Consider the following 25,767-nt stretch of genomic DNA (forward strand, 5'->3'; position numbering starts at 1 on the left):
AAGGGCGCCCGCGGCTGCGGCGTCCATAACAACAAGAGATCAGACCATGACTACGCTCACCCTGGCAGCGGCCACCTCGGCGCGCGCCAATGCCTATCGCAAGACCGCCTGGCGGCTGATGCCCTTCCTGATGCTGTGCTACTTCTGCGCCTATCTGGACCGGGTCAACGTCGGCTTCGCCAAGCTGCAGATGATGAACGACCTGGCCCTGAGCGAAGCCGTCTACGGCCTCGGCGCCGGCATGTTCTTCATCGGCTATTTCCTCTGCGAGGTGCCCAGCAACATCATCCTGCACAAGGTCGGCGCCCGCCGCTGGATCGCCCGCATCATGATCACCTGGGGCATCCTTTCGGGGCTGTTCGCTTTCGTCGAGACGGCCTGGCAGTTCTATCTGCTGCGCTTCCTGCTCGGCGTGGCCGAGGCGGGCCTGGCGCCCGGCCTGCTGCTCTATCTCACCTACTGGTTTCCCACCTACCGCCGCGCTCGCATGACGGTGCTCTGGTTCGTCGCCATTCCGCTGTCGGGGATGATCGGCGGGCCGCTGTCGGGCTGGATCATGAATCAGTTCGCCGGCGTCCACGGCTGGGCCGGCTGGCAGTGGATGTTCGTCATCGAAGCCATCCCCACGGTGCTGGTGGGGCTGATGGTGCTCGGCTATCTCAAGGACGGCGTGCACCAGGCGACCTGGCTGGACGACGAGGAAAAGGCGCTGATCCAGAAGGAACTGGCCGAGGACAACCAGCACAAGACCGAGCACGCCAGCGTGCGCGACTTCATCCGTGATCGCCGGCTGTGGCTGCTGGCCGCCATCTACTTCTGCGTGGTCATGGGCCAGTACGCCATCACCTTCTGGTTGCCGACCCTGGTGCGCAATTCGGGGGTCGCCGATCCGCTGCACATCGGCCTGCTCACCAGCCTGCCCTATATGTGCGCCATCGTCGCCATGCTGCTGGCCGGACGCAGCGGCGACCGGCACCGCGAGCGCCGCTGGCACCTGGTGATCCCCATGCTGCTGGGCGCCTGCGGCCTCAGCCTCGCCGCGGTGTTCGGCCACAACGTCACCCTGTCGATCCTCAGCCTGTGCCTGGCCGCGGCCGGCATCCTTTCCGCGTCCTCGCTGTTCTGGATGCTGCCCACCACGCTGCTGGGCGGGGTCACCGCCGCCGCCGGCATCGCCGCGGTGAACAGCTTCGCCAACCTGGCCGGCTTCTGCTCGCCCTACCTGATCGGCTGGATCACCACCAGCACCGGCTCCAGCGCCATCGGCATGTTCCTCATCACCGGGGTGCTGGTGATAGGCGCCACGCTGGTCCTGCGCATTCCCGCCGCCCTGGTCAATCGCTAATCGAGGTACAGATCATGACCGCTTCTTCGCCACAACCCGTACCGCTCTCGCTGGCCGAGCGCGCCCACAACATCCGCCGCCATGCCCTGCGCATGGGCCAGATCCAGGGCCAGGGTTATGTCGGCCAGGCGCTGGGCGTCGCCGACGTCCTGGCCGTCGCCTACTTCCACGCCCTGAGCTACCAGCCGCAGGAGCCCGAATGGGAAGGGCGCGACCGCTTCTACCTGTCCATCGGCCACTACGCCATCGCCCTCTATGCGGCGCTGATCGAGGCCGGGATCGTGCCGCAGGACGAGCTGGAGACCTATGGCTGCGACGACAGCCGCCTGCCCATGTCGGGCATGGCCGCCTACACCCCCGGCATGGAGATCACCGGTGGTTCCCTCGGCCAGGGCCTGGGCATCGCCGTGGGCGCCTGCCTCGGCCTCAAGCGCAAGAACTCCGGCGCCTTCGTCTACAACCTGCTGTCCGATGGCGAACTCAACGAGGGTTCGACCTGGGAAGCGGCCATGTCGGCTTCCCACTGGCAACTGGACAATCTCATCGCCCTGGTGGACGTGAACAACCAGCAGGCCGACGGCCATTGCCGCGAGATCCTGGCCTTCGAGCCCCTGGCCGAGCGTTGGCAGGCCTTCGGCTGGTTCGTCCAGCGCGTCGACGGCAACGACCGCGCGGCGCTGGTCGCCGCCTTCGACCGCGCCCGCCGGCACCCGGACCCGCAGCCCCGGATCATTCTCTGCGATACCCGCATGGGCAAAGGCGTGCCCTTCCTGGAAACCCGCGACAAGACTCACTTCATCCGCGTCGAGGCGCACGAATGGGCCCTGGCCCTCGACGCCCTGGATGCCGGGAGGGACTTCTGATGACTACCAGCACCGCCACCAAGCCACGCCTGACCACCTCGGCGATGATCGCCAGCATCGCCGCCGAGGGCCAGCCCACGCGACCGGCTCCCTTCGGTCATGCCCTGGCGGCCCTGGCCGAACAGCGCCAGGACATAGTCGGCCTCACCGCGGACCTCGCCAAGTACACCGACCTGCACATCTTCGCCAAGGCCCATCCCGAGCGCTTCTACCAGATGGGCATGGCCGAGCAGCTGCTGATGAGCGCCGCCGCCGGCCTGGCCCGCGAAGGCTGCGTGCCGTTCGCGACCACCTATGCGGTATTCGCCTCGCGACGCGCCTACGACTTCATCTGCATGGCCATCGCCGAGGAAAACCTCAACGTCAAGATCGTCTGCGGCCTGCCCGGGCTGACCACCGGCTACGGCCCCAGCCACCAGGCCACCGACGACCTGGCGATCTTTCGCGCCATGCCCAACCTCATGGTGATCGACCCCTGCGACGCCCTGGAGATCGAGCAGGCGGTGCCGGCCATCGCCGCCCACCAGGGCCCGGTCTACATGCGCCTGCTGCGCGGCAACGTCCCCCTGGTGCTGGATCGCTACGACTACCGGTTCCAGCTCGGCAAGGCCCAGGTGGTGCGCCCTGGACGCGACGTGCTGGTGGTGTCCACCGGCCTGATGACCATGCGCGCCCTGGAGGCCGCCGAGGCCCTGGCCGCGGATGGCGTGGACGTCTCGGTGCTGCACGTGCCGACCATCAAGCCGCTGGACGAAGCGACCCTCCTGGCGGAAGCCCGCAAGCCGGGGCGGCTGGTGGTGGCGGCGGAGAATCATTCGCTGATCGGTGGCCTGGGGGAGGCCGTCGCGACCACCCTGCTGCGCAACGGCGTGACGCCCACCTTCCGCCAGATCGCGCTGCCCGACGCCTTCCTCGACGCCGGGGCGCTGCCGACCCTGCACGACCGTTACGGCATCTCCACCACGGCGGTCTGCCAGCAGATCAAGGGTTGGTTGTAGGGAATAGGGCTGCGGATTGCGCTCGGCGCCGCCGCAGCCCCAAGCCCCGCTACCTCAACGGGGCACTTCGTCTTCACCCAGTTCCCGCGCCAGGCGCACGACGGTGACACCGCTACCCAGGTGGCGGATCGAGGGCTGGATCAGCACGCAATTGGGGTAGGGGGTACGGATCTCGCGCTCGCCGTCGGTGGCGATCAGGGTACCTGCCTCGCGGATGGTTTCCAGACCCTTGAAGTCTTGGGTAAAACGGAAGTCCAAGGTGTCGGCGACGATGGCATCGGTCACCCGCAGAAAACGCTGGCGCTTTGGCTTGGCTACCTGCAGCAGGTCGGCGACCGCGGCTTCGTCCACTACCTCGGCCAACAGCAGGAAGCGGGCGACACAGTCGAGGGCGATCTGCCGGCTCACGCCTAGCACGTGTTGGCCGGTTTCGATCAGCAGGGCGTTCTTCTGGCTGTCGGGCTGGCCGAAGCCACCAAAGTCACGCAGTCGACGGCCGTTCTGGTGGCCCTCGTCGGCAATCACGAATTCCGGGGTGCCCAGCTGGGCAGCCAGGCGCAGGCCCTTTTCCAGTGGCCCGGTCATCATCAGTGGTGCGGAATGCTCGTGCATGGAGTGGATATCCAGCAGCCAATCCACCTCGTCGATCAACGGACGCAGCTGCTGGGCACGGGCCAGATCGGCCGTCGTTGCAGGCCCCTGGAGCCGCTGAGGCAGCCAGACGCGATTCATGTCCTCTTCCAGGTAGCGGGTGGCGTCGATATCGTCCGGGTCGAAGGCGTGGTAGGCGGCCACGTTGCCAAAGGCCAGGGTCAGCTTGCCCCGGCTTGGCCGGATACCACGACGCAGCAGCTCATCCACGGCAATGGCGCCGCTGACCTCGTTGCCATGGGTCAGGGCCATGATGGCGACGTGGGGACCTTCGATGCCGCTGTCGAAGCTGTGCACATAGTCGATACCGGTATTGCTGGTCTTCCAGCGCTCGATGTCGGGGAATTCGACCTCGATGGGATAGCGGGGCAGACCGGCACGGATCTGGGCGAGGGTGGTCATGGCAGGCTCCTAAGGGTAGGCAGACCGGGGCCGCGCCCCGGTGGGGGATCAAACCGGGGTATGGCGACGGGTGCGGGTCAGCGCCAGGATGGAGATCAGACTCAGGGCAGCGGTGCCCATCACGTAATAGCTGGGCGCCAGGTTGTCGCCGCTGCTGTTGATCATCCAGGTCACCACCAGCGGGGCGAAACCGCCGAATGCCGTGACCGAAAAGTTGTAGCTGAGTGACAGTCCCGAGCCGCGGGTACGGGTGGGGAAGGCATCGGAGAGCATGGCCGGGATGGGACCCAAGGACGCGGCGATCAGGACGCCCACCAGTGCCTGCACCAATAGCAGAGTAGTGATGGAAGGCAGGGCATTGAGCAGCAGAAACAACGGATAGGAAGAAAGCCCTACCAGCGTCATGGCGATACCCAGTACCCGCAGCCGGCCGAAGCGGTCGGAGAGGATGCCGAACACCGGCGACATCAGCATGATGGCAAGACCGGTGATGAAGGCGCCGAGGAAGGAGGAGGTGGCGGCGATGTGCAGCTGCTTCATGGCATAGGTGGGCATGTACAGCTTGTGCACGTAATTGAAGGCGGTGGCGCCGGACACCACGCCGATGCACAGCAGCAGCACGGCCCAGTCAGCCTTGAGCAGATCCCGCACCGGGGTCGGCTCCGGACCCTCGCGGCGGGCCAGCGCCTTGAATTCCGGGGTCTCGTCCATCTGCCGGCGGATATAAAGACCGATGGGACCGATCAGCAAACCAATGCCGAATGCGAGTCGCCAGCCCCAGTCATCCAGCTGCGCCGGACTGAGCACATAGCTCAGGACCGCCGCTACGCCGGCGGCGAAGACCGTGGCCAGGCCCTGGGTGGAGAGTTGCCAGCTGGCGAAGAAGCCGCGGCGACCTTCGGTAGCGTTCTCGGCCATGAAGGCTGTGCAGGCACCGAATTCGCCGCCGCTGGAGAAGCCCTGCAGCATCCGCGCGACGATCACGATCAGCGGGGCCAGCAGGCCGATCTGGCCATAGGTGGGCACGCAGGTCATCAGCAGGGTGCCAATCATCATCAGAGCGATGGACAGTGTCAGCGAGGCCTTGCGGCCACGACGGTCGGTGTAGGAGCCCAGCACCACGGCCCCTAGCGGCCGCATGATGAAGGAGATGGCGAAAGTGGCCACGCTCAGGAGCAGCGAAGTGGTTTCGTTCTCGGCTGGAAAGAACTGTCGGCTGATGATCACGGCGAAATAGCCGTAGATCAGCAGATCATAGAATTCCAGGGCATTGCCGATGCCGGCCGCGCAGATTTCCTTCCAGGAGCCACGCCGGGCCGCTGTGGGGGCCTCGGCATTGGCAAGGGTCGATATGGAGTGCGACATGACCGGGTTCCCCTTGGCGGAGCGCCGCCAGGGGTGGCAGCGCCTTCACGATTGAGGCTTCACCTTGAGTCAAGCCCAGGCACCGGCTCAATTGCCGTTTCGGCACAGGCCTGGGCCGACCAGGCACAGGTGCTCAAGGTCGTGCTTGTCCCTATGGGTTCAGGCGCTGATTATTTTGTCGTGCACCGCTATGGGGCGCTCGTCGCAAGGGTTCGCCAGATATGTTCAAGGCGTTCATCGTGCGGCCCGCGCAAGCGATGCAGGCAGATATCGAAGGTGGCGATCAGCCCCGTCGATCCCGCCAGCACCAGACTGCCCTGGGCCAGGGACTCGCGCACCACCATGCGGGGCAGCCAGGCCAGGCCGTGGCCACGGCGCGCCATCTGGTGGATGGCCGGATAGGAATCGGCCTGGTAGATCATGCGCATGGCCAGCTTACTCGGCAGCCGGGAGAGGTGCCGAGCCAGTACGCCGCGCAGTGCGAGCGACGGCGCGAAGGCCAGCCAAGGCACCGCAGCGGCGCCGTCTTCCAGTCGATAGCGCGGTTGTCCGTCCCCATCTGGTACGCAGACCGGCAGCAGCTCGTCCTGACCGATGACCAGGGTTTCGAAACGTGCAGGATCCAGCAACCGCTCGGTGAGCGGACTGCTGAAGATCAGCATCAGGTCGGCATCGCCAGCGGCCAGCCGACCGATGGCTTCCTGGGCGCCACTGGTGATGAGCGATACGGGAAACTCGCCGAACCGTGCGCTCAAGCTGTCGTACCACTCCGGAAAGAAGTCGCTGGCCAGGGTCCGGCCAGTGGCGATACGGATCGGCTGTTCGCGCTGCAGGGAGGCACCCTGAAACAGCGAGCGGCATTCGCTCAATCGGTCGACAACCTCCCGTGCCGTTTCCAGCAACAGCAGACCTTCAGGGGTCAGGCTGATGGGCTGCTGGCGACGGATGAGGGGCGCCCCACACCAGTCTTCCAGGGCGCGGATGCGCCGACCGAAGGCTGGATGAGTGACAAAGCGATTTTCCGCCGCGCGCGACAGGCTGCGGGTGCGCGCGAGTTCGATGAAGTCTTCCAGCCATTCCAGTTGCATAGATCTCAGGCCCGGGACGATGCCAGGGCAGGGTACGGGGTGAGGGCGTTCACGGCCAGTCCGGGCCGCAGCCCTCGACGCCGCCCGCCCATCCGGGCAAGGTGGGCAGCTGTCTTCCACCGCCCGCTGGCCGCCATGTCCGATACCGATGAACTCACCCTGCGCAAGCTGGAGATCTTTCTGGCCTTCATGCGCAGCCGCAACCTGGCGCGGGCCGCCGCCGAGCTGGGCACCAGCCATGTCAGCGTGCACCGTGCCATCCATTCGCTGGAGAACGCCCTGCGCTGTCCGCTGTTCAAGCACGAGGGGCGCACCCTGACGCCGCTGGACGGCGCCTTCGTGCTGGAGGCACGGGCCGAGCGCCTGATGCAGGACCTGGCCGAGACGGTACGCCTCACCCGGCAGGCGGCGGGCTTCTCGGCCGATCGCTTTCGCCTGGGCGCGCTCTATTCGCTGACGGTCAAGACCGTGCCCCAGCTGATCATGGGCCTAAAGCTCAGGCGCAGCGAACTCAACATCGACCTGGTGCTGGGTTCCAACGCCGATCTCGCCGAGCAGCTGCACGACTTCAAGCTGGACGCCATGCTGGTGGCCCTGGACGACGCCGTGGTGGATGCCGATTGCGAGAGCGTCGAGCTGTTCAGTGACGACATCTTTCTTGCCGCGCCCAGCGACTCGCCCTTCGCCGACCAGGCCGAGGTGGACCTGCGCGACCTCGCCGGGGTGCCCTTCGTGACCCTGACCCAGGGCTTCGCCACCTTTCGCGACGGCCGCCAGGTGTTCGCCCAGGCCGGCTTCGAGCCGGAGGTGATCATGCAGGTCAACGACATCTTCTCGCTGATGAGCATGGTCAGCTCTGGGGTGGGCTACGCGCTGTTGCCGGGGCGGGTCGAGGCGGTCTACCAGAACCGCCTCAAGCTGCTGCCCCTGGCCGCGCGTTATCGGCTGCAGCAGCGCATCGGCGCGGTGTTCCTGCGCAGCCGCGAGCGCGATCCCAACCTGCTGGCCTTCGTCGCCGAGTGCCGGATGTACGCGCGAGCTTAGAGCGGCTAATAAAACGTAGCGAGCGGCTGTCAGGCGGGTGCGCGCGGCGCGCAGGAACCGCAGTGTATGGGTGATACATGAGGATTCCGAGCACTGCACGCGCCCGTCTGGTGGACGCGCAGTAGGCTTATTAGTTGCTCTTAACCCACCAGCGCCCGCACGCAGAAGAACAGCAGCGACGGCCCCAGCAGGCAGCCCAGGCCAGTGTGGAAGGTGGCGGTGAGGGCGCCATAGGGCACCAGTCGGCGGTCGGTGGCGGCAAGTCCCGCGGTGACGCCGCTGACGGTGCCGGCCAGGCCGCCGAAGACCATCGCCGAGCGCGGATTGTCCAGCGCCAGCAGGCGCGCCGACGCGGGCGTCGCCACCATGACGATGATCGCCTTGATCAGGCCGGTGGCGATGGACAGCGCCATGACGTCGGAGCTGGCGCCCAGGGCGGCGCCGGTCACCGGGCCGACGATGTAGGTCACCGCGCCCGCGCCAATGGTGGTCATGCTCACCGCGTCGCGGTAGCCGAAGGCCCAGGCCACGGCGGCGCCGACGATGAAGGGCAGCACGGTGCCGAGCAGCAGGGCCACGGCGCCGATCATTCCAGCCTTGCGCGCCTCGGTGGCCTGGACCTCGAAGGCGGTGGCGACGATGGCGAAGTCGCGCAGCATGGCGCCGCCCATCAGGCCGATACCGGAAAACAGCGCCAGGTCGGCCAGGCCTTTCTGGCCGCCGGTGACGGTCCCTCCGACCCAGGCCAGCACCAGGCCGATGACGATGGCGATGGCCGAGCCGTGCACTCGGCCGAAGGTCAGCCGGCGCGAAAGGACCACCGAGATCCACATGATCAGGCCGATCAGCGCGAAGGCGGCGACCAGGCCGTTATGTTGCAGGGCTTTGGTGACGATGTCGTTCATCCTAGCGACCTCCGGCCGGTGCGACATGGGCGACCGCTGGCGCGGGGGCCACGGCGGCGTCCGGCAGTGGCGGTAGCGGTTCGCCGCGATGGCTGCGGCTGATCAGGGCGATGGTCACCCCGCAGATCCCCACGGCGCCCACGGCCGCCAGCACCGCCACCGGTCCGCCATGCAGGGCGGTGACCACGTTCTGCTGGGCGGCCATGGCCACCACCACCGGGATGTACAGCGCGCCCCAGAAGCCGACCCCGAATTCGCACTCCTTGCTCATGCCGCCGTGCCGCTCCATGTAGAGCCGGGCGCAGATCAGCAGGAGCATGGCGATGCCCACCCCGCCGACGTTTGACTTGACCCCGAGCAGGACGCCCAGGAAGTCGCCGATGATGACGCCTGCAAGCATGCAGACGGCCAGGAGCGCTACACCGTAGATGATCATTGTTGTTGTCCTCGGTTGTGCTTGGGGTGGGGTGAAGCCTGGCACCGCTCTCTTTGTTACCCCTCTCCGTCCGGGGGAGGGCCGGGATGAGGGCGGCGCCGTGTTTGAAGGTCTCTTCGGGTCCTGTGTGGGTTGGGTGGAAGCCTGCCACCGCGCTCGCTGTTACCCCCTCTCCGTCCGGGAGAGGGCTGGGGTGAGGGCCGCCGCCGTATGGGAAAAGCTCAATCCAGTCGCGCCGCCTCCTCGCGCCGCAGCGCCTCCAGGGTGTCGGGGTGGGTATCCTGCCAGGCCAGAACGCCGCTAGTGGGCAGCACGCGCCTGGCCAGCTGGGTGAGCACGCTACCCGGCGCCAGCTCGATGGCCAGGCGCACGCCGCGCTCGCGAGCGGCTTCCAGGGTGGCGTGCCATTCGATGGGCCGCGCCATGTTGAAGGCGAGGTCGTCGCGCAGCTGCTCGGCGCGCACCAGCCGCCGGGCCGAGGTGCCGCTCAGATAGGCCAGGCGCGGCGCCCGCAGCTCGATGCCGGCGAACGCCTGGTCCAGGGTCCTGGCAGCCTCCGCCAGCAGCGGGCAATGGGACGGCACGCTCATGGCCAGGCGCTTGGCCGCCGCCGCGCCTTCGGCGCGCGCCGCCTCGGCCAAGGTGGCCAGGCCCGCGTCGCTCCCCGCCACCACGTATTGCTGCTCGGCATTGGCGTTGGCCAGGTATAGCGGCGCGTCAGGGCGCTGGTGGTCAGTAACCAGCTTCTCGACCGCGCCACGCCCCAGGCCAAGGATCGCCAGCATGCCGTAGCCGGACGGGTAGGCCGCCTGCATCAACTCGCCGCGGCGGGCCACCAGGCGTAGGGCATCGGCGAATTCCAGGGCCTCGGCCACTACCGCGGCGGCATAGGCGCCGATGGACAGCCCGGCCACCAGTTGCGGCGCCGGTCCGCGATTCAAGAGCAGGCGCGCCGTGGCGACGCCGGCGATCAGCAGGCAGAGCTGCACGGCGCGGGTGTGTTCCAGCGCCTGGGCGGAGTCCAGGCTGAGGGGATCAATGTCCAGCACCGCGGCGGCTTCCGCCAGCGTCCGCCGGACCTCGGCGGCGTCGGGCAGGGCGTGCAGCAGGCCGGGCCGCTGGGCGCCCTGGCCGGGAAACTGGAAGAGGGTGCTCATGCGGCGCGCACCTCCCGCCAGGGATCGCCTACCAGCTGGGGACCGGCAGCGGTCTTGAGCAGCACGCGTGGGGCGTTTCCGGCCCAATCGGCCAGGGCCACACCGCCGAGCGGGGTCTCCAGCAGGATATCCAGGCGGCACAGCGCCCGCGCCTGCAGGGACGCCAGCAAGGCCCGGGCCTGGTCGCGCGACAGCGGGGTTGCGCAGCGGATCAGCAGATCCAGATCGCTCCCGGCATGCAGCGCCGGCCAGCCGCTGGTCAGCTCGTAGCCTGCGGCACCGGTGGGGCCCCAGGGCAGGCCCAGCTCATCCAATAGCGATTCGACAGCGGCCAGGGTCGAGAAGACCGGCAGGTCACGGCAATCCTTCGAGATTCTCAGGGTCTCGGGAGAGTGCTGGCGCCTCACGGCAGCAGGTTCCAGCCAGGCTGCCAGACGCTCGGCGCGAGTGGTGCCGCGCAGGCCGATCGGGATGCGGCCATTATCGTGCGCCGCGCGGCGGACCACCACGGGCAGGCCGGCCTGGGCGACCTGGTGGGCCCAGGCGGGGGCTTGCCCGGGCAGGGCGTCCGGGGTGAGGCCCCAGAGGAGGTCGTGGGGGCGGTGTTGGGCTTCGCTGCGCTCAACCCAACCTACCGGAGCCTCGTAGGTTGAGTTGAGCGCAGCGAAGCCCAACGATCCCATCGCCCGCCCGCTCATCACGCGTTCCATCCCGCTCTCAGGCGTTCGCGCACCTCGCGAGAGGCGGCGCGATTGGCGCCGTCCAGCCGGAGCCGGAGATCGGTGGCACCGCTGGCCAGGACATCCGCCTGGGCGTCGGCCAGGGCCTGGCGCACCTGCTGCACATCTTCGGCTGAGGGCTGGTCGGGCTGGGCCACTTCCAATTGGCGCCAGAGCAAGCCGAGGGAGGCGTAGCTGTCCAGGTCGTAGGCCATGGGCGGGATGTCCGCCGCCAGGCGTTCCAGCTCTTCTACGCTGCGCAGGGTGACCCGCGCGGCCGAGGCCTTGCCCATGGCATGCACCTGCACCTGGGGATCGCGCAGGGCCAGCAGGCGATTGGCCTGGTAGCCATGGGCGAGAAAGCCGCCAGACATGGCCTTGCCCACCAGCAGCCCCAGCACCGGATGCCCGGCCAGGCGCGCCTCGGCATAGGCCCCGGCGGCCCCGGCCAGGGCCTGGTGGATGCCAAAGGCCTCCTCGCGGCGCCCATAGGCCTGGCTGGGCACGTCCACCAGGGCGATCAGGGTACGTTTCAGGGCAGCGTCACGATCTTCGGCGATGGCCTGCTGGATGGCCCGGGCCAGGCCCCAGCCCTCCAGCAGACCCACCTCGCCCTGGCGGGCGCGGGGAAAGGGATTCTCGGCATCGGCAACCACCGCCAGCCAGCGCGCGGGGCGTCCGGCCAGTTCGAGGTCGGCGACGCGCAGGGAGGCGGGCAGGCTGGCCAGCGCCTCGCCCTGGCCGGCCAGCGCCTGGAACCAGGTCAGGCCGCGTTGCGAAGGCTGGGTGCTCATGGCTGGTCTCCGGCATAGAGGTGGCGGACCGCGGCGGCGTCCGCCTGGGGACGGGTGTCGAGATCGGCGAGGCGCGTCAGGTAGTGGTCGGCCTGCCCGCTGCGCAAGGTGCCGGCAACGCCCTGGCTGAAGCCCTGGCGGATGGCGGCGGTCACGGCGGCGCTGTCGTCGGCGACGAAGACATCGGCCAGGCCCGTGGCGACACGCTGCTCGCCGCCGGTCAGGCTCCAGATGAAGGGGCGGTCGCGGGAGTCGTATTCCTCGATGCCGGCTTCCTGTTCGATCACCTGGGGGCCGTTGAGGCCCAGCCGGGCCTCGCGGGTGACGATCAGCTGACTGCACAGCCCCGCGGCGATGGACATGCCGCCAAAGCAGCCGACGCTGCCGGCGATGACGCCGATGACCGGCTGGTGCGCGCGCAAGGCGACGATGGCCGCCTGGATCTCGGCGATGGCGGCGAGCCCCAGGTTGGCTTCCTGCAGGCGCACGCCGCCGGTTTCCAGCAGCAGCACGGCGCGGGTCGGGGTGCCGGCGAGGTTGTCTTCCAGGGCTAGTTCCAGCGCCCCGGCGATCTTGGCGCCGCCCACTTCACCCATGCTGCCGCCCTGGAAGGCGCCCTCGATGGCACAGACCACCGCCGGCCGGCCGTCGATCAGCCCCTTGGCCACCACCACGCCGTCATCGGCCTGGCAGACGATGCCCTGCCTGGGCAGCCAGGGCGACATCAGCCGCTCGAAGGGCCCGACCAGCTCGCGAAAGCTGCCGGCATCGAGCACCGTGCGCGCCCGTTCGCGGGCGCCGAGTTCGACGAAGCTGCGGCTGTGCAGCAATGTCTGCACATCGGGAAGGGTGGCTTCAGCCATGGGTGCTGTCCTCCAGGTCGAGGGTTTCCAGACCCTGCTCCAGGCGCAGGCGCACCACGCCCGGGGTGGCGCCGAAGTCATGGATGTCCAGGGTCAGGGCCGGCAGGTCCTCGCGCGCGGCGAACAGCCGGTCGAAGAGGGCGCGCCAGCGCGGTTCACTGCCATTGACCGAGGTGGTCACCTTGAGGGTGAAGTCGGCGCTGGCGGGTTCGAGCAGGACCTCCAGGTCCCCCGAGCCGACGCAGCCCACCAGGGCACGGCCCTGGCGGCGCTGGCTGGCCGGATAGCGGCAGGTGAAGTGTTCCATCAGAGGTCTCCAGGGAGCCGTGGCTCCAGGCGATCGACGAGAAGGGTGGCGGCCAAGAGATCGGCAGCGCCACCCGGAGAGGCGTTGGCGGCCAGCAACTGACGATCCAGCAGCAACAGCTGGCGGCGCCCGGCGAGACTGGCGCTGCCACCGGCGTCCAGCACCGCCTGGGCGCCCTGTTGCATGGTCGCCAGGGCGGCGGGACCGCCGCGGTGCAGCACGCAGGTGTCGTCCAGTCGGGTCATGATCGCCAGCAGGGCATCCAGACGAGCGTTCTGCTCGCCGGCATCCGCCTGGCGGCTGGCGCGCAGCTGCGGCAGGCCGCGCTGGTGAATGGCCGGAAAGCCCGCAGCCGCCTCGGCCCGTGCACCGCCGACGCCATAGCGTTGGGCGACGCCCTGGCCATGGCTGGGGGCGGTGCGGGGTGCGTCCGAATCGGGCAGGCTGGCCAGGTGCCCGGCGGCCAGGCACAGCGCGCGCGCCGAGTCCGGTCGCGCCTGCACCGCCGCCGTCAGCAGCAGTCCCAGCGCCCAGATGGCGCCGCGGTGGGTATTGATTCCGCCGGTGACCTGCAGCATGGCGGCTTCGCCCTCCCGCCCCAGGCGACCGATCAGGCGGCGCAGTTCGGCGGCGGGCAGTTCCAGTTCGGCGGCTTCGGCCATGGCCTGGAAGCAGGGCCGCAGGGCCTGGGCCGAGGTCAGCATCAGGCCGAGGCTGAGGTCCTGGTGGGCACCCTGGCCGCGGCGATCCACCAGGGCCGGCTTGGGCGAGAGTTCGGCTTCGTCGACCAGGGCGGTCACGGCCAGGTCGGCCAGGCGTTCGGCGGGAGAGGGGGCAAGACGGGCGAGGGCGCGCATCACCAGCTCCTGAACTTGGCCGGGGGTTGATAGAGGCCGCCGGACCATTCCACCAGTTCGCCGATGCTCTTAGCGGCGAGCAATTCGCGACTGGCGTCGGTGCGGCGGATGCCGAGGTCCTCGGGCAGCGCGACCAGGCCTTCCTGGCGCAGCCGCCGGGCCTCGGCCGGATCGCTGCGCAGGCCGATGGCGGTGACCCCGGCCACGGCGGCGATCATCGCCCGGCGCTCGTCCAGGGAGCGGGCGCGGTACAGGTAGGCGATGCCTTCCTCGGTGAGCAGGTGGGTGACGTCGTCGCCATAGACCATGATGGGCGCCAGCGGCATGCCGCTCTTGCGCGCCACCTCCACGGCGTCCAGGGTATCGACGAAGGTGGGTTTGCCGCCTTCCTGGAAGGTCTCGACCATCTGCACCACCAGCTTCTTGCCCCGCTCCAGCAGCGCCGGGGCGCTGTCGCCCGTCTGCTGGCGCATGTCCAGCCAGGCCGGGGTGGGATGGCGGCGGCCGCGCGGGTCATGGCCCATGTTGGGGGCACCACCGAAGCCGGCCAGGCGCCCCCGGGTCACGGTGGAGGAATGGCCGTCGCCGTCGACCTGCAGGGTGGCGCCGATAAAGAGGTCGACGGCGTATTGGCCGGCCAGCTGGCAGAGCAGGCGGTTGGATCGCAGCGAACCGTCGCGACCGGTAAAGAAGACGTCCGGACGCTGGGCGATATAGCCCTCCATGCCCAGTTCGGTGCCGAAGCAGTGCACGCTCTCCACCCAGCCGCTCTCGATGGCCGGGATCAGCGTGGGGTGGGGATTGAGCGTCCAGTGCCGGCAGATCTTGCCCTTGAGGCCCAGGCGCTCGCCATAGGTGGGCAGGATCAGCTCGATGGCCGCGGTGTTGAAGCCGATGCCGTGGTTGAGCGACTGCACCTGGTGGCGTTCATAGATACCGCGGATGGCCATCATCGCCATCAGCACGTGCACCGGCTTGATGTGGCGCGGATCGCGGGTGAACAGGGGTTCGATATAGAAGGGCCGGTCGGCCACCACCACGAAATCCACCCAGTCCGCCGGGATGTCGACCCGCGGCAACTCGGATACGTCGTCCACCAGCTGGTTGACCTGGACGATGACGATGCCGTCGCTGAAGGCGGCCGGCTCGATCAGCGCCGGGCTGTCCTCGGTGCTGGGGCCGGTATAGATGTTGCCGGCACGGTCGGCCATGAAGCCGGCGCTGAGCACCATCTTGGGGATCAGGTCCACCAGCAGCCGGGCATAGAGTTCGATGTAGGTGTGGATGGCGCCGACTTCGAGCAGGCCGTCCTCCAGCAGCTGGCTGATCCTCAGGCTCTGGGTGCCGGCAAAGGAGAAGTCCAGCTTGCGGGCGATGCCGCGTTCGAAGAGGTCCAGGTGCTCGGCGCGACCGACGCTGGGCATGATCATGTGCAGGTCGTGCAGCCGGGCTGGATCGACCTGGGCGAGGCTGCGGGAGAGGAAGTCGGCCTGCTTCTGGTTGTTGCCTTCCAGCACCACGCGGTCGCCGGGGGCGAGCAGCTGTTCCAGGGCCGCGACGATGGACGCGGTGGGCAGCACCTTGCCATCGGCCAGCGCGGCCACCCGGTCCAGGCGCTGCTGCTTGTCGCTGCGGCGCCTGGCGATCCGAGCCGGTGGGTGGGATGTCGTTGTCATTGGGGTCTCCACGAATCACCTGTCGTGGAGTCACCCTAGACCTCGCTCCCCTGGCGTTCAATCAACCTGAGGGCGGAATCGTTACGCTGAAGTTAACGATTCCGTTGAGCTCAGGTGCCTGTGACCGGCTCAGGTCTTGTCGACCGGGGTGAAGATCGAGGTGGTCTTGGAGAACCAGCTGGTGGGGGTCACGTCGACGTTGGCGTTGTCGTATCTCAGGCTGTTCTGCACCTGCTTGAGCGTGAGGTTCGCCTGCCAGTATTGCTCGTGGCCCAGCTCCTGGTTGGCCCGGTGCACCAGGTCCAGGGTTTCCTGGGCCGGCAGCACGGCGGTGGAGTAGTCGACGTCGACGCCGGCCACCTTGAGGATCTCGCCAGCGCCCTTGGTATCGCCCTGCTGGATCTTCTCGTTGGCCTGGACCACGGCCTGGTTCTTGGCCGGGGTGGCGACATAGTCGTCACGCAGCGCCATGCCGCTCCCGATCGGCAGCCAGGCCGTGGCCTTGGCGTCCTGCGCGGAGACCTGCATGAGTTTGCCGTCCTGACCCCGCAGGTCCCTGGCCGACTTAAGGTAGGCGGTCTTGTCGGTCTGGGCGGTCTGCAGCGCGCTTTCTGCAGCGGCCAGTTGCTGCTTGGCCTGATCGACATGGGCTTCGAAGAGGTCCTGGCGGGCGGCGACCACGTCCATGAAGGCCTGCTGGCCCTGCTGGGAGATCGCCGGCAGGGTGGCGACCTGCTGGGTGGCGATGTCGGGTCGGGTGTTGGCCAGGGCGGCGGTGGAAAACACCGAGGCGATGGTCAGGACGAGGAGGCTCTTGGTGATACGACGATTGAGGTTCATGTGCTTCTCCCGGATACGAAAGTAACTGGAACCGCGGGGTATCGGGCAGGGTTGCGCGATACCTTGGGGTCCAGTGTCCATCCGGTGAGCTTAAGGAACGCTTAGCAGGCTATCGGTAGGTGTAATTCCTTGTGTCGGACGCTGAAACGGAAACAGCGCCCGCCCCGGGGAGGCCGGAGCGGGCGCTGTTGGCGGGCCGAGGGGCTCAGCGCACCAGGCAGGGCTTCTTGTTATCGAAGGTCCAGTTGGGCGAGAGGAATTGCATGGCCATGGCGTCGTCGCGCGCGCCGAGGCCCTTGGTCTTGTACAGCTCGTGGGCGCGGGCGAGGGCGTCCAGATCCAGCTCCACGCCCAGGCCACCCTGCTGCGGCACCGCCACCAGGCCACCCTTGATCTCCAGCGGTTGCCGGGTCAGGCGCTGGCCGTCCTGCCAGATCCAGTGGGTGTCGATGGCGGTGATCTTGCCCGGCGCCGCGGCGGCGACGTGGGTGAACATGGCCAGGGAGATGTCGAAGTGGTTGTTGGAGTGCGAACCCCAGGTCAGGCCCCAGTCGTTGCACATCTGCGCCACCCGCACCGAGCCCTGCATCGTCCAGAAGTGTGGATCGGCCAGGGGGATGTCCACCGATTGCAGCTGGATGGCATGACCCATCTGGCGCCAGTCGGTGGCGATCATGTTGGTGGCGGTGGGCAGGCCGGTGGCGCGGCGGAATTCGGCCATCACCTCGCGTCCGGAATAGCCGTTCTCGGCGCCACAGGGGTCCTCGGCATAGGCCAGCACGTGGTGCTGGTCGCGGCACAGGCGGATGGCTTCCTTGAGCGACCAGGCGCCGTTGGGATCGAGGGTCACGCGCGCCTCGGGGAAGCGCTCGGCCAGGGCGGTGACCGCCTCGATCTCGGCATCGCCGCTGAGCACGCCGCCCTTGAGCTTGAAGTCCTTGAAGCCGTAGCGGTCGTAGGCCGCCTCGGCCAGGCGCACCACGGTCTCGGGGGTCAGGGCTTCTTCGTTGCGCACGCGGAACCAGGCGTCGTCGCTCTCGGCTTCGCTGCGGTAGTCCAGGGTGGTCCTGGTGCGGTCGCCGACATAGAACAGGTAGCCGAGCATCTCCACGGCGTCGCGCTGCTGGCCTTCGCCGAGCAGGGCCGCGACCGGCACTTCCAGGTGCTGGCCAAGCAGGTCGAGCAGAGCGGCTTCCAGGGCGGTGACGGCGTGGATGGTGATGCGCAGGTCGAAGGTCTGCAGGCCACGGCCGCTGGAATCACGGCCGGCGAAGGCCTGGCGGACCTGGCCGAGGATGCGCTGGTACTGCCCCAGCGGCTGGCCGACGAGGAACTGGCGGGCGTCTTCCAGCGTCTGGCGGATGCTCTCGCCGCCGGGCACCTCGCCAACGCCGGTGCGCCCGGCACTGTCCTTGAGGATCAGCACGTTGCGGGTGAAGTAGGGACCGTGGGCACCGCTCAGGTTGAGCAGCATGCTGTCCTGGCCGGCGACGGGCACGACCTCCAGCGAGGTGACCACCGGGGTGCCGGTGTGCAGGGCGGGGGTGGCGTTGAATTGCGTCATGGTCGGGCTCCTTGGCGATCAGCGAGAGGTTTCAGCGGCGAGCGGGGCTTCGGCGGGCGGCGTGGGCACGCCGCGCAACTCGACGCGCTTGATCTCGCCGACGACGAACAGGTAACTGATGGCGGCCACCAGGGCGTTGGCACCGACGAACACCAGGGCCATCTTGAAGGAACCGGTGGCGGCGATGATGTAGCCGATGATGATCGGGGTGGTGATGGAGGACAGGTTGCCGATGGTGTTGAACAGGCCACCGGAGAGGCCGGCGATCTGCTTGGGCGAGGTGTCGGAGACCACCGCCCAGCCCAGGGCGCCGATGCCCTTGCCGAAGAAGGCCATGGCCATGAAGCCCACCACCATCCAGTCGGCGTCGACGTAGTTGCAGAGGATCATGCTCATCGACAGCAGCATGCCGGCGACGATGGGGGTCTTGCGCGCCACGCTCAGGCTGCTGCCGCGGCGCAGCAGGTAGTCGGAGATCACCCCGCCCAGCACGCCGCCGATGAAGCCGCAGATGGCCGGCAGGGAGGCGATGATGCCGGCCTTGAGGATGGTCATGCCGCGTTCCTGTACCAGGTAGACGGGGAACCAGGTGAGGAAGAAGTAGGTGAGGGCGTTGATGCAGAACTGGCCCAGGTAGATGCCGGCCATCATGCGATTGGTCAGCAGCTGGCCGATGTAGCTCCACTTCGGGCCTTCGCTCTTCTTGCCGGGGGTGTCCAGATCGACCAGGCCACCGTTGCTGGCGATGTAGTCGATCTCGGCGGCATTGGCGCGCGGATGTTCGCGGGGGCTGTAGATCACCGCCATCCAGACCGCCGAGAAGGCGATGCCCAGGGCGCCCATCACCACGAAGACGTGCTGCCAGCCGAAGTGATAGACGATCCAGCCCATCAGCGGCGCGAACAGCACGGTGGCGAAGTATTGCGCCGAGTTGAAGATCGCCGAGGCGGTGCCGCGCTCCTTGGTGGGGAACCAGGCGGCGACGATGCGGGCGTTGCCGGGGAAGGAGGGCGCTTCGGCCAGGCCGACCATGAATCTCAGGGCGAACAGCAGGAATACCGCGGTGCCGATGCCGAATTCACCGATGTAGCCTTGCAGCATGGTGAACACCGACCAGGTGAAGATGCTCGCCGCATAGACCTTCTTCGAACCGAAGCGATCGAGCAGCCAGCCGCCGGGGATCTGGCCGAGCACATAGGCCCAGCCGAAGGCGGAGAAGATGAAGCCGAGGGAGACGGCACTGATGCCGAGGTCTTTTTGCAGGGCGGAGCCGGCGATGGAAATGGTGGCGCGGTCGGCGTAGTTGATCGTGGTCACGACGAACAGCATGAACAGGATCAGGTAGCGGACACGCGTCTGCTTGGTTTCGTGCATGGAGAGCTCCCACTGGTTTGTTTTTGTGTGCGGGCTGACATCGTGTAGCGGGCTTATGTTGTAAGTCGTCTGACAACGATAGCGTTATCATTAAACAGATAACGCTATCATTCAACCGTTAAATCTGTGGCTGCGTGCAAAAAATCCGTTAGGAGCTCTGGCGCTCGATCAGGGTGAAACCGGTGTCGAGACTTACCGCGGTCCGATCGCCCGCGAGGCGGTCGAGCAGTGCCTGGGCGACCCTCTGGCCCATGGCATCGGCATTGACGCTGACCGTGGACAGCGCCGGGGTGGCGAAGCGGCCGTTGGTGGTGTCGCCGAAGCCGACCACCGCCAGTTGCGCGGGGATGCGCAGGCCACGGCTGCTGGCCTCGGCGACTACGCCCAGGGCCAGGGTGTCGGAGCTGCACAGCACCAGCTCCGGCGGCTCGGGGCGTTCCAGCAGGCGCGCCAGGCCGATCCGGCCGACTTCCCAGGTGGCCGGCAGCGGCAGCACCTCCATGGGCAATTCGGGGATGCCCAGCTCGGCCAGGCGGGCCTGCAGGGCCAGGTTGCGGCGCATGGCGCGGGGATCGTCCACCGAGATCACCCCGAAACGGCGATAGCCGCGGGCGACGAAGTGCTCCGCCAGGGCCGCGCCGACCTGCTCGTGGGAAAAGCCCACCTGCATGTCCAGGGCCTCGGCGCTCAGGTCCCAGGCTTCCACCACCGGGATGTTCAGCGCCGCCAGCCGCGCGCGACTGGCCGGGGTGTGCAGGGTGCCGGTGAGGACGATGCCATCGGGGCGGCGACCGAGGATGGCTTCCAGCAGTTCTTCTTCCTTTTCCGGCGAATAGCCGGTGGGACCGATCAGCGCCTGGTAGCCCGCCTCGGTGAGGCGATCCATGATCGCCTGCACCACGGTGGCATAGATGGAGTTGGCGATGGTGGGCAGCAGGATGGCCACCAGCCGACTCTTGCTGGAGGCCAGGCTGCCCGCCAGCAGGTTGGGCACGTAGCCCAGCTCCTTGACCACGGCCAGGACATGCTCGCGGGTGGCGTCGCTCACCAGGCTCGGGCGGTGCAGCGCCCGGGACACGGTGATGGGCGACACGCCGGCGGCGAGGGCGACCTCGCGCACGGTGAGGGGCAGCTCGGTGGTGCCATCGAGCTGGGCGAGTTCGCGTCGGGACTTCCTGGCCAAAGCGGGTCCTTGGGTGAGAGAGGCCGCCATTATGAGAGCAAGCCCTGGCGGTTGCCATGGGCGCCGGCCAGAGCCCCCCCGCTAGTCGACCGCTCGCGCCGCCCGGGCGCGGCCGACCCGCGACTGGTTGGGTCGACCCAGCAGGGCGGAGACGTCCTGGCCGACCTCGACCAGTCCGGCGAGGTCGAGCCCGGTCGCTATGCCCATGCCGTCCAGCAGATAGACCAGGTCCTCGCTGGCGACATTGCCGCTGGCGCCCCGGGCATAGGGACAGCCGCCCAGGCCGCCGACGGAGCTGTCGAACACCGCGACGCCTTCGAGCAGGCTGGCGTAGACGTTGGCCAGGGCCTGGCCATGAGTGTCGTGGAAGTGCCCGGCCAGCTGGCTGAGGGGCACCTCCCGGCCCAGTCGCTGCCAGAGCGCCCGGGTCCGGCCCGGGGTGCCGACGCCGATGGTGTCGCCCAGGGAGACCTCGGCGCAGCCCAGTTCCAGCAGTTCGCGGGTCACGCTGGCCACCTGGTCGGGGGCGATCTCGCCGTCGTAGGGGCAGCCCAGCACGCAGGACACATAGCCACGCACCCGGATGCCCGCCGCCCGCGCGCCCTCGACCACGGGTACGAAGCGCGCCAGGCTCTCGGCGATGGAGCAGTTGATGTTGCGCTGGGAGAAACCCTCCGAGGCGGCGGCGAAGACGGCGATCTCATCCACCCCCGCCGCCAGGGCGGCCTCGAAGCCTTTCAGGTTGGGCACCAGCACCGAGCGGACCACGCCCTCAGGCCGGCCGAGTCCTGCCAGCACTTCGGCGGTCCCGGCCATCTGCGGCACCCAGAGTGGCGAGACGAAGCTGCCCACCTCCAGATGCCGCACGCCACTGGCGACCAGCGCCGTGCACAGCTGGATGCGCTCGGCGATGCCCAGCGCCTGGGGCTCGTTCTGCAGGCCATCGCGGGGTCCGACCTCGACCAGCCGCACCCGGGTCGGCAAGGCCTCGCTCATGACGGCGACGCCTCTAGCTCCACCAGCGGCGCGCCCTCGGCCACCAGCTCGCCGGGGCTGCAGAACAGCGCCGCCACCACGCCGGCGCGGGGCGCGCGGATGCTGTGCTCCATCTTCATCGCCTCCAGGACCACCAACGGGGCCCCGGCTGCCACGGTATCGCCGACGGCCACCGAAACCGCCACCACGCTGGCGTTCATCGGCGCGGTGAGACCACCCGCATCGGCCTGGCGCGCGACCTCGGCCAGCGGATCGGCCCAGGTGACGGCTTCGAGGCGGTCCTGCCATTCGATAAACAGCGTCTGCCCACGGCGATGGAAGCGGGCGCTCTGGCGCACGCCGTCCGCCTGCCAGTAGAGCCAATCACCGCTCAACTCGACGGCCACCGCATCGACCAGGGTCAGGTTGCGCACCTCGCCGCGACAGGCCAGCCGCAGCGCGATGCGCGGCGGTCCGCCCAGGCGCCAGCCCTGACGGGATGCCCAGGGTGACGTGGCATCGGCAGCGGGCGGCAGCGTCGCTAGCCAGGCCTGGCCCGCCAGGGTCCAGAAGGCCTCCGGCAGTTCTGCGGGTGCGGGCAGCAGGGCCGCCTGATGCCGCTCGATGAAACCGGTGTCCAGCGCCGCCGCGGCAAAGGCCGGATGGGCGAGCAGGCGCTGCAGGAAGGCGAGGTTGGTGGCGAAGCCGCCCACCGCGGTGTCTTCGAGCATGGCCAGCAAACGCTTGCGCGCCTGTTCGCGGCTGTCGCCCCAGGCGATCAGCTTGGCCAGCATGGGGTCGTAGAAGGGCGACACCTCGTCCCCTTCCTCCACGCCGCTGTCCACTCGCCGTCCCGGACCGGCCGCGGGCTCGCGATAGAGCTGCAGGGTGCCCGAGGCCGGCAGGAAGCCCTGGTCGGTGTCCTCGGCATAGAGGCGCACCTCGATGGCATGGCCGTGCAGCGGCACCTGCGCCTGGGTGAGGGGCAGGGGTTCGCCCGCGGCCACGCGCAGTTGCCAGGCCACCAGGTCCAGGCCGGTGATGGCCTCGGTGACCGGGTGCTCCACTTGTAGCCGGGTGTTCATCTCCATGAAGAAGAAGTCGCCGCGGGCGTCGAGCAGGAATTCCACGGTGCCGGCGCCGACGTAGCCGATGGCCTGGGCCGCCTGCACCGCCGCCTCGCCCATGGCCCGGCGTAATTCGGGCGTGAGACCCGGTGCGGGGGCCTCCTCGATCACCTTCTGGTGGCGGCGCTGGATGGAGCAATCACGTTCGTTGAGATAGAGGCAGTGGCCGTGCCCATCGGCGAACACCTGGATTTCCACGTGGCGCGGTTGCAGCACGTATTTCTCCACCAGCATCCGCGCATCGCCAAAGGCCGAGAGCGCCTCGCGCTGGGCCGAGGCGAGGCCCTCGGCCAGGTCGGCTTCGCGTTCGACGATCTTCATGCCCTTGCCGCCGCCGCCAGCGGTGGCCTTGAGCAGCACCGGATAGCCGATGCGCGCCGCGGCGTCGCGAAAGGTGGCCAGGGACTGGTCCTCGCCGTGATAACCCGGCACCAGGGGCACCCCGGCGTCGGTCATTAGCGCCTTGGCCGCGGACTTGCTGCCCATGGCGCGGATCGCCGCGGCGGGCGGCCCGACGAAGACCAGCCCCGCCGCGGCCACCGCCTCGGCGAAGGCGGCGTTCTCGGACAGGAAGCCGTAGCCCGGATGGATCGCCTGGGCGCCGGTGGCCAGGGCGGCGGCGATGATGCGCTCGCCCAGCAGATAGCTGTCGGCCGGTTTGGTCCCGCCCAGGTCCACCGCCCAGTCGGCCTGGCGCACGTGGCGGGCGTCGGCATCGATGGCGCTGTGCACGGCGACGGTACTCAGGCCGAGGGCCTTGGCAGTACGCATCACCCGGCAGGCGATCTCGCCGCGGTTGGCGACGAGCAGACGGTCGAAGGTCATGGCGAGGTCTCCTGCCAGGCGGGGCGACGTTTCTCCAAAAAGGCCTGCAGGCCTTCCTGGGCTTCGGGAGTGACGCGCACCTCGGCGATCAGGCCTTCGGTGAAGGTGCGCACCTCGGCGCCGGGTGCACCGGCGCCAGCGCCGTCCAGCAGCCGCTTGCAGGCGCGCAACGCCTGGGGGCCGTTGTCCAGCAGCCGGGCGATCCAGGCCTCGACCAGGGCCTCCAGTTCGGCGGCCGGGGCGGTCTCGGCCACCAGGCCCAGCTCGGCGGCGCGTTCGCCGGAAAAGCGCTCGGCGCCGAGCATGTAGCGCCGCGCCGCGCGCTCACCCAGGGCGCGGATCACGAAGGGCGCGATGACCGCCGGCACCAGGCCGATGCGCACCTCCGACAGGCAGAAGATGGCGTCGCTCGCGGCCAGGGCCAGGTCGCAGCAGCTGACCAAGCCCACCGCGCCGCCAAAGGCCGCGCCCTGGACCACCGCCAGGGTCGGCATCGGCAGGCCCTGCAGGCGATACATCACCTCGGCCAGGCGCTCGGTGTCGGCGCGATTGGCGGCGGCGTCCAGGCGGGCCGCGGCCTGCATCCAGGCGAGGTCGGCGCCGGCGCAGAAGTGCCGCCCGCGACCGCGCAGGAGCAGAAAGCGCAGTTCCTGGTCGCTGGCGATCTCGGCGAGCACGCCGCCCAGCTCCGCGATCAGCTGCGCATCCAGGGCATTGTGGCGATCCGCGCGATCGATCCAGAGGGTGGCGAAGCCGCGCGGATCGCGGATCAGTTCCAGGGTGTGGAAGTCAGTCATGGCCTACATCCGGAAGACGCCGAAGGTCGTCGGCTCGAGAGGGGCGTTGAGACTGGCCGACAGGGCCAGGGCGAGGACCTCGCGGGTCTGGGCCGGGTCGATCACCCCGTCGTCCCACAGCCGCGCGCTGGAATAAAGGGCATGGGCCTGGCGTTCGTACTGCTCGACGATGGGGGCCTTGATGCGCGCCGCCTCTGCGTCGTCGAAGGCCTCGCCAGCGCGTTCGGCCTGCTCGCGCTTGACCTGCACCAGCACCCCGGCCGCCTGCTCGGCGCCCATCACGCCGATGCGCGCATTGGGCCACATCCACAGGAAGCGCGGATCGTAGGCGCGACCGCACATGCCGTAGTTGCCGGCGCCAAAGCTGCCGCCGATGATCACGGTGAACTTGGGCACCCGGGCGCAGGCCACCGCGGTGACCAGCTTGGCGCCGTGCTTGGCGATGCCGCCTTCCTCGTATTTCTTGCCGACCATGAAGCCGGTGATGTTCTGTAGGAACAGCAGGGGAATGCGGCGTTGGCAGGCCAGTTCGATGAAGTGCGCGCCTTTCTGCGCCGACTCGGCGAAGAGGATGCCGTTGTTGCCGAGAATGGCCAGCGGATGGCCGTGCAGATGGCCGAAGCCGCAGACCAGGGTGGTGCCGAATTGCGCCTTGAATTCATCGAAGACGCTGCCGTCCACCAGTCGCGCGATCACCTCGCGCACCTCCAGCGGCTGCTTGGGATCGGCCGGCACCAGGCCGTGCAACTCCTCGGCCGGGTACAGGGGCGCGCTGGGCGTCTTCAGCTGCAAGTCGCCCAGCTTGCGCCAGTTGAGGTTGGCGATGCAGCGCCGGGCCAGCGCCAGGGCATGGGCATCGTTCTCGGCGTAGTGGTCGGCCACGCCGGAGGTCCGGCAATGGACATCGGCGCCGCCCAGTTCCTCGGCGCTGACCACCTCGCCGGTGGCGGCCTTCACCAGCGGCGGGCCGGCGAGAAAGATGGTGGCCTGCTGGCGCACCATGATGGTCTCGTCGCTCATGGCCGGCACATAGGCGCCGCCGGCGGTGCAGGAGCCCATCACCACGGCGATCTGCGGGATGCCCTGGGCGCTCATGGTCGCCTGGTTGAAGAAGATCCGCCCGAAGTGCTCGCGGTCGGGGAAGACGTCTTCCTGGCGGGGCAGGTTGGCGCCGCCGGAATCCACCAGGTAGAGGCAGGGCAGCCGATTCTGCAGGGCGATGGCCTGGGCGCGCAGGTGCTTCTTCACCGTGAGCGGATAGTAGGAGCCGCCCTTCACCGTGGCGTCGTTGGCGATGATCATGCACTCGACGCCCTCGATGCGGCCGATGCCGGCCACCACCCCGGCCGCGGGTACCTCTTCCTCGTAGACGTCGAGGGCGGCCAGGGCGCCGATCTCCAGGAAGGGCGAGCCCGGGTCCAGCAACAGATCGATGCGGGCGCGGGGCAGCAGCTTGCCGCGGGCGGTATGGCGCGCCTGGGCCTTGGCCCCGCCGCCTTCGCGGATGCGCGCCAGCAGCCCGTCGAGCCGGGCCAGTTGTTCGGCCATGGCGGCGGCGTTGCGCTGGTAGTCCGGGGTGCGCCGGTTCAGCGTGGAGGTCAGCACGGTCATG

Annotated in this window: 24 protein-coding genes and 1 other RNA gene; 4 read left to right on the forward strand and 21 right to left on the reverse strand. The window is 68.7% G+C overall.

All coding sequences use genetic code 11. The features are described from left to right. Positions 1-46: 46 nt before the first annotated feature. Genes FHR73_RS05005 through FHR73_RS05015 form a run of 3 tightly spaced genes read left to right on the forward strand, consistent with a single transcriptional unit; the run spans position 47 to position 3,206 of the window. Positions 47-1,345 carry an MFS transporter gene (locus FHR73_RS05005; RefSeq protein WP_059229683.1) on the forward strand — a complete coding sequence of 433 codons (1,299 nt, stop codon included), beginning with the start codon at positions 47-49 and terminating at the stop codon, positions 1,343-1,345. Between the two features lie 14 nt (positions 1,346-1,359). Beyond that, entirely contained in the window at positions 1,360-2,208 is an 849-nt protein-coding gene (locus tag FHR73_RS05010) for a transketolase (RefSeq protein WP_183629840.1), read from the forward strand. Further along, a complete protein-coding gene (locus FHR73_RS05015) occupies positions 2,208-3,206 on the forward strand; it encodes a transketolase family protein (RefSeq protein WP_183629841.1) in 999 nt (332 codons plus the stop codon). The genes FHR73_RS05010 and FHR73_RS05015 overlap by 1 nt, the downstream gene beginning before the upstream one ends. A 54-nt stretch (positions 3,207-3,260) precedes the next feature. Here FHR73_RS05015 and FHR73_RS05020 read toward each other — a convergent pair whose 3' ends face one another. From FHR73_RS05020 to FHR73_RS05030, 3 genes are all read right to left on the reverse strand, one after another. Then, positions 3,261-4,259, reverse strand: a complete 999-nt coding sequence (locus FHR73_RS05020; protein WP_183629842.1) for a succinylglutamate desuccinylase/aspartoacylase family protein — start codon at positions 4,257-4,259, stop codon at positions 3,261-3,263. A 48-nt stretch (positions 4,260-4,307) separates the two neighbouring features. Continuing rightward, positions 4,308-5,624, reverse strand: a complete 1,317-nt coding sequence (locus FHR73_RS05025) for an MFS transporter (protein WP_183629843.1) — start codon at positions 5,622-5,624, stop codon at positions 4,308-4,310. A gap of 188 nt (positions 5,625-5,812) precedes the next feature. Next, positions 5,813-6,712 (reverse strand): LysR family transcriptional regulator, encoded by a 900-nt coding sequence (locus FHR73_RS05030; RefSeq protein WP_183629844.1) that lies wholly within the window; start codon positions 6,710-6,712, stop codon positions 5,813-5,815. Between the two features lie 135 nt (positions 6,713-6,847). Between FHR73_RS05030 and FHR73_RS05035 the strand changes: the two genes are divergently transcribed. Continuing rightward, positions 6,848-7,756: a LysR family transcriptional regulator gene (locus FHR73_RS05035; protein ID WP_183629845.1), complete on the forward strand. Its 909-nt coding sequence runs from the start codon at positions 6,848-6,850 to the stop codon at positions 7,754-7,756. A 3-nt stretch (positions 7,757-7,759) separates the two neighbouring features. On the opposite strand, the gene FHR73_RS05040 is transcribed toward FHR73_RS05035, so the two are convergent. From FHR73_RS05040 to FHR73_RS05125, 18 genes are all read right to left on the reverse strand, one after another. After that, positions 7,760-7,835: non-coding RNA, sX9 sRNA (locus tag FHR73_RS05040), on the reverse strand. A 61-nt stretch (positions 7,836-7,896) separates the two neighbouring features. Further along, positions 7,897-8,661, reverse strand: a complete 765-nt coding sequence (madM, locus tag FHR73_RS05045; RefSeq protein ID WP_059315062.1) for a malonate transporter subunit MadM — start codon at positions 8,659-8,661, stop codon at positions 7,897-7,899. 1 nt (position 8,662) lies between these two features. Continuing rightward, complete coding sequence (gene madL, locus FHR73_RS05050) at positions 8,663-9,097, reverse strand: malonate transporter subunit MadL (protein ID WP_183629846.1); 435 nt, start codon at positions 9,095-9,097, stop codon at positions 8,663-8,665. Positions 9,098-9,318: 221 nt separating this feature from the next. Next, a complete protein-coding gene (gene mdcH / locus FHR73_RS05055) occupies positions 9,319-10,254 on the reverse strand; it encodes a malonate decarboxylase subunit epsilon (protein ID WP_183629847.1) in 936 nt (311 codons plus the stop codon). Continuing rightward, the gene (locus FHR73_RS05060; protein WP_183629848.1) at positions 10,251-10,937 is read right to left on the reverse strand and encodes a malonate decarboxylase holo-ACP synthase; all 687 of its coding nucleotides are present in this window, start codon (positions 10,935-10,937) and stop codon (positions 10,251-10,253) included. The genes mdcH and FHR73_RS05060 overlap by 4 nt, the downstream gene beginning before the upstream one ends. Positions 10,938-10,951: 14 nt before the next feature. Then, positions 10,952-11,767: a biotin-independent malonate decarboxylase subunit gamma gene (mdcE, locus tag FHR73_RS05065; protein ID WP_183629849.1), complete on the reverse strand. Its 816-nt coding sequence runs from the start codon at positions 11,765-11,767 to the stop codon at positions 10,952-10,954. After that, on the reverse strand, positions 11,764-12,630 hold the full coding sequence (locus FHR73_RS05070; RefSeq protein ID WP_183629850.1) for a biotin-independent malonate decarboxylase subunit beta: 867 nt from the start codon (positions 12,628-12,630) through the stop codon (positions 11,764-11,766). Before FHR73_RS05070 ends, mdcE begins: the two co-directional genes overlap by 4 nt. Further along, a complete protein-coding gene (locus tag FHR73_RS05075) occupies positions 12,623-12,937 on the reverse strand; it encodes a malonate decarboxylase subunit delta (protein WP_145003410.1) in 315 nt (104 codons plus the stop codon). The genes FHR73_RS05070 and FHR73_RS05075 overlap by 8 nt, the downstream gene beginning before the upstream one ends. Continuing rightward, a complete protein-coding gene (locus FHR73_RS05080; protein ID WP_183629851.1) occupies positions 12,937-13,794 on the reverse strand; it encodes a triphosphoribosyl-dephospho-CoA synthase in 858 nt (285 codons plus the stop codon). Before FHR73_RS05080 ends, FHR73_RS05075 begins: the two co-directional genes overlap by 1 nt. After that, the gene (gene mdcA, locus FHR73_RS05085; RefSeq protein ID WP_183629852.1) at positions 13,794-15,470 is read right to left on the reverse strand and encodes a malonate decarboxylase subunit alpha; all 1,677 of its coding nucleotides are present in this window, start codon (positions 15,468-15,470) and stop codon (positions 13,794-13,796) included. The genes FHR73_RS05080 and mdcA overlap by 1 nt, the downstream gene beginning before the upstream one ends. A gap of 129 nt (positions 15,471-15,599) precedes the next feature. Continuing rightward, entirely contained in the window at positions 15,600-16,310 is a 711-nt protein-coding gene (locus FHR73_RS05090) for a YfdX family protein (RefSeq protein WP_183629853.1), read from the reverse strand. Positions 16,311-16,515: 205 nt separating this feature from the next. After that, the gene (gene gudD / locus FHR73_RS05095) at positions 16,516-17,874 is read right to left on the reverse strand and encodes a glucarate dehydratase (protein ID WP_183629854.1); all 1,359 of its coding nucleotides are present in this window, start codon (positions 17,872-17,874) and stop codon (positions 16,516-16,518) included. A gap of 18 nt (positions 17,875-17,892) precedes the next feature. After that, positions 17,893-19,248 (reverse strand): MFS transporter, encoded by a 1,356-nt coding sequence (locus FHR73_RS05100; RefSeq protein WP_183629855.1) that lies wholly within the window; start codon positions 19,246-19,248, stop codon positions 17,893-17,895. 148 nt (positions 19,249-19,396) lie between these two features. Continuing rightward, positions 19,397-20,431 carry a LacI family DNA-binding transcriptional regulator gene (locus FHR73_RS05105; RefSeq protein WP_183629856.1) on the reverse strand — a complete coding sequence of 345 codons (1,035 nt, stop codon included), beginning with the start codon at positions 20,429-20,431 and terminating at the stop codon, positions 19,397-19,399. Between the two features lie 81 nt (positions 20,432-20,512). Then, complete coding sequence (locus tag FHR73_RS05110) at positions 20,513-21,427, reverse strand: hydroxymethylglutaryl-CoA lyase (RefSeq protein ID WP_183629857.1); 915 nt, start codon at positions 21,425-21,427, stop codon at positions 20,513-20,515. After that, positions 21,424-23,358: an acetyl/propionyl/methylcrotonyl-CoA carboxylase subunit alpha gene (locus FHR73_RS05115; RefSeq protein WP_183629858.1), complete on the reverse strand. Its 1,935-nt coding sequence runs from the start codon at positions 23,356-23,358 to the stop codon at positions 21,424-21,426. Before FHR73_RS05115 ends, FHR73_RS05110 begins: the two co-directional genes overlap by 4 nt. Further along, complete coding sequence (locus tag FHR73_RS05120) at positions 23,355-24,155, reverse strand: enoyl-CoA hydratase-related protein (RefSeq protein WP_183629859.1); 801 nt, start codon at positions 24,153-24,155, stop codon at positions 23,355-23,357. The genes FHR73_RS05115 and FHR73_RS05120 overlap by 4 nt, the downstream gene beginning before the upstream one ends. 3 nt (positions 24,156-24,158) lie before the next feature. Then, on the reverse strand, positions 24,159-25,766 hold the full coding sequence (locus FHR73_RS05125) for a carboxyl transferase domain-containing protein (protein ID WP_183629860.1): 1,608 nt from the start codon (positions 25,764-25,766) through the stop codon (positions 24,159-24,161). Position 25,767 lies beyond the last annotated feature (1 nt).

The sequence above is a fragment of the Pseudomonas sp. AS2.8 genome, assembly GCF_014190935.1.
Classification (GTDB): domain Bacteria; phylum Pseudomonadota; class Gammaproteobacteria; order Pseudomonadales; family Pseudomonadaceae; genus Chryseomonas.

What these genes read in the sequence shown, in the direction of transcription:
- FHR73_RS05110 (WP_183629857.1), bottom strand. Translation starts at nt 21,427, where the DNA reads ATGAGCGAGGCCTTGCCGACCCGGGTGCGGCTGGTCGAGGTCGGACCC.
- FHR73_RS05015 (WP_183629841.1), top strand. Translation starts at nt 2,208, where the DNA reads ATGACTACCAGCACCGCCACCAAGCCACGCCTGACCACCTCGGCGATG.
- FHR73_RS05035 (WP_183629845.1), top strand. Translation starts at nt 6,848, where the DNA reads ATGTCCGATACCGATGAACTCACCCTGCGCAAGCTGGAGATCTTTCTG.
- mdcE (WP_183629849.1), bottom strand. Translation starts at nt 11,767, where the DNA reads ATGAGCACCCAGCCTTCGCAACGCGGCCTGACCTGGTTCCAGGCGCTG.
- FHR73_RS05010 (WP_183629840.1), top strand. Translation starts at nt 1,360, where the DNA reads ATGACCGCTTCTTCGCCACAACCCGTACCGCTCTCGCTGGCCGAGCGC.
- gudD (WP_183629854.1), bottom strand. Translation starts at nt 17,874, where the DNA reads ATGACGCAATTCAACGCCACCCCCGCCCTGCACACCGGCACCCCGGTG.
- FHR73_RS05005 (WP_059229683.1), top strand. Translation starts at nt 47, where the DNA reads ATGACTACGCTCACCCTGGCAGCGGCCACCTCGGCGCGCGCCAATGCC.
- mdcA (WP_183629852.1), bottom strand. Translation starts at nt 15,470, where the DNA reads ATGACAACGACATCCCACCCACCGGCTCGGATCGCCAGGCGCCGCAGC.
- FHR73_RS05125 (WP_183629860.1), bottom strand. Translation starts at nt 25,766, where the DNA reads ATGACCGTGCTGACCTCCACGCTGAACCGGCGCACCCCGGACTACCAG.
- FHR73_RS05060 (WP_183629848.1), bottom strand. Translation starts at nt 10,937, where the DNA reads ATGGGATCGTTGGGCTTCGCTGCGCTCAACTCAACCTACGAGGCTCCG.
- FHR73_RS05090 (WP_183629853.1), bottom strand. Translation starts at nt 16,310, where the DNA reads ATGAACCTCAATCGTCGTATCACCAAGAGCCTCCTCGTCCTGACCATC.
- FHR73_RS05070 (WP_183629850.1), bottom strand. Translation starts at nt 12,630, where the DNA reads ATGGCTGAAGCCACCCTTCCCGATGTGCAGACATTGCTGCACAGCCGC.
- FHR73_RS05120 (WP_183629859.1), bottom strand. Translation starts at nt 24,155, where the DNA reads ATGACTGACTTCCACACCCTGGAACTGATCCGCGATCCGCGCGGCTTC.
- madM (WP_059315062.1), bottom strand. Translation starts at nt 8,661, where the DNA reads ATGAACGACATCGTCACCAAAGCCCTGCAACATAACGGCCTGGTCGCC.
- madL (WP_183629846.1), bottom strand. Translation starts at nt 9,097, where the DNA reads ATGATCATCTACGGTGTAGCGCTCCTGGCCGTCTGCATGCTTGCAGGC.
- FHR73_RS05020 (WP_183629842.1), bottom strand. Translation starts at nt 4,259, where the DNA reads ATGACCACCCTCGCCCAGATCCGTGCCGGTCTGCCCCGCTATCCCATC.
- FHR73_RS05075 (WP_145003410.1), bottom strand. Translation starts at nt 12,937, where the DNA reads ATGGAACACTTCACCTGCCGCTATCCGGCCAGCCAGCGCCGCCAGGGC.
- FHR73_RS05100 (WP_183629855.1), bottom strand. Translation starts at nt 19,248, where the DNA reads ATGCACGAAACCAAGCAGACGCGTGTCCGCTACCTGATCCTGTTCATG.
- FHR73_RS05030 (WP_183629844.1), bottom strand. Translation starts at nt 6,712, where the DNA reads ATGCAACTGGAATGGCTGGAAGACTTCATCGAACTCGCGCGCACCCGC.
- FHR73_RS05115 (WP_183629858.1), bottom strand. Translation starts at nt 23,358, where the DNA reads ATGACCTTCGACCGTCTGCTCGTCGCCAACCGCGGCGAGATCGCCTGC.
- FHR73_RS05080 (WP_183629851.1), bottom strand. Translation starts at nt 13,794, where the DNA reads ATGCGCGCCCTCGCCCGTCTTGCCCCCTCTCCCGCCGAACGCCTGGCC.
- FHR73_RS05025 (WP_183629843.1), bottom strand. Translation starts at nt 5,624, where the DNA reads ATGTCGCACTCCATATCGACCCTTGCCAATGCCGAGGCCCCCACAGCG.
- mdcH (WP_183629847.1), bottom strand. Translation starts at nt 10,254, where the DNA reads ATGAGCACCCTCTTCCAGTTTCCCGGCCAGGGCGCCCAGCGGCCCGGC.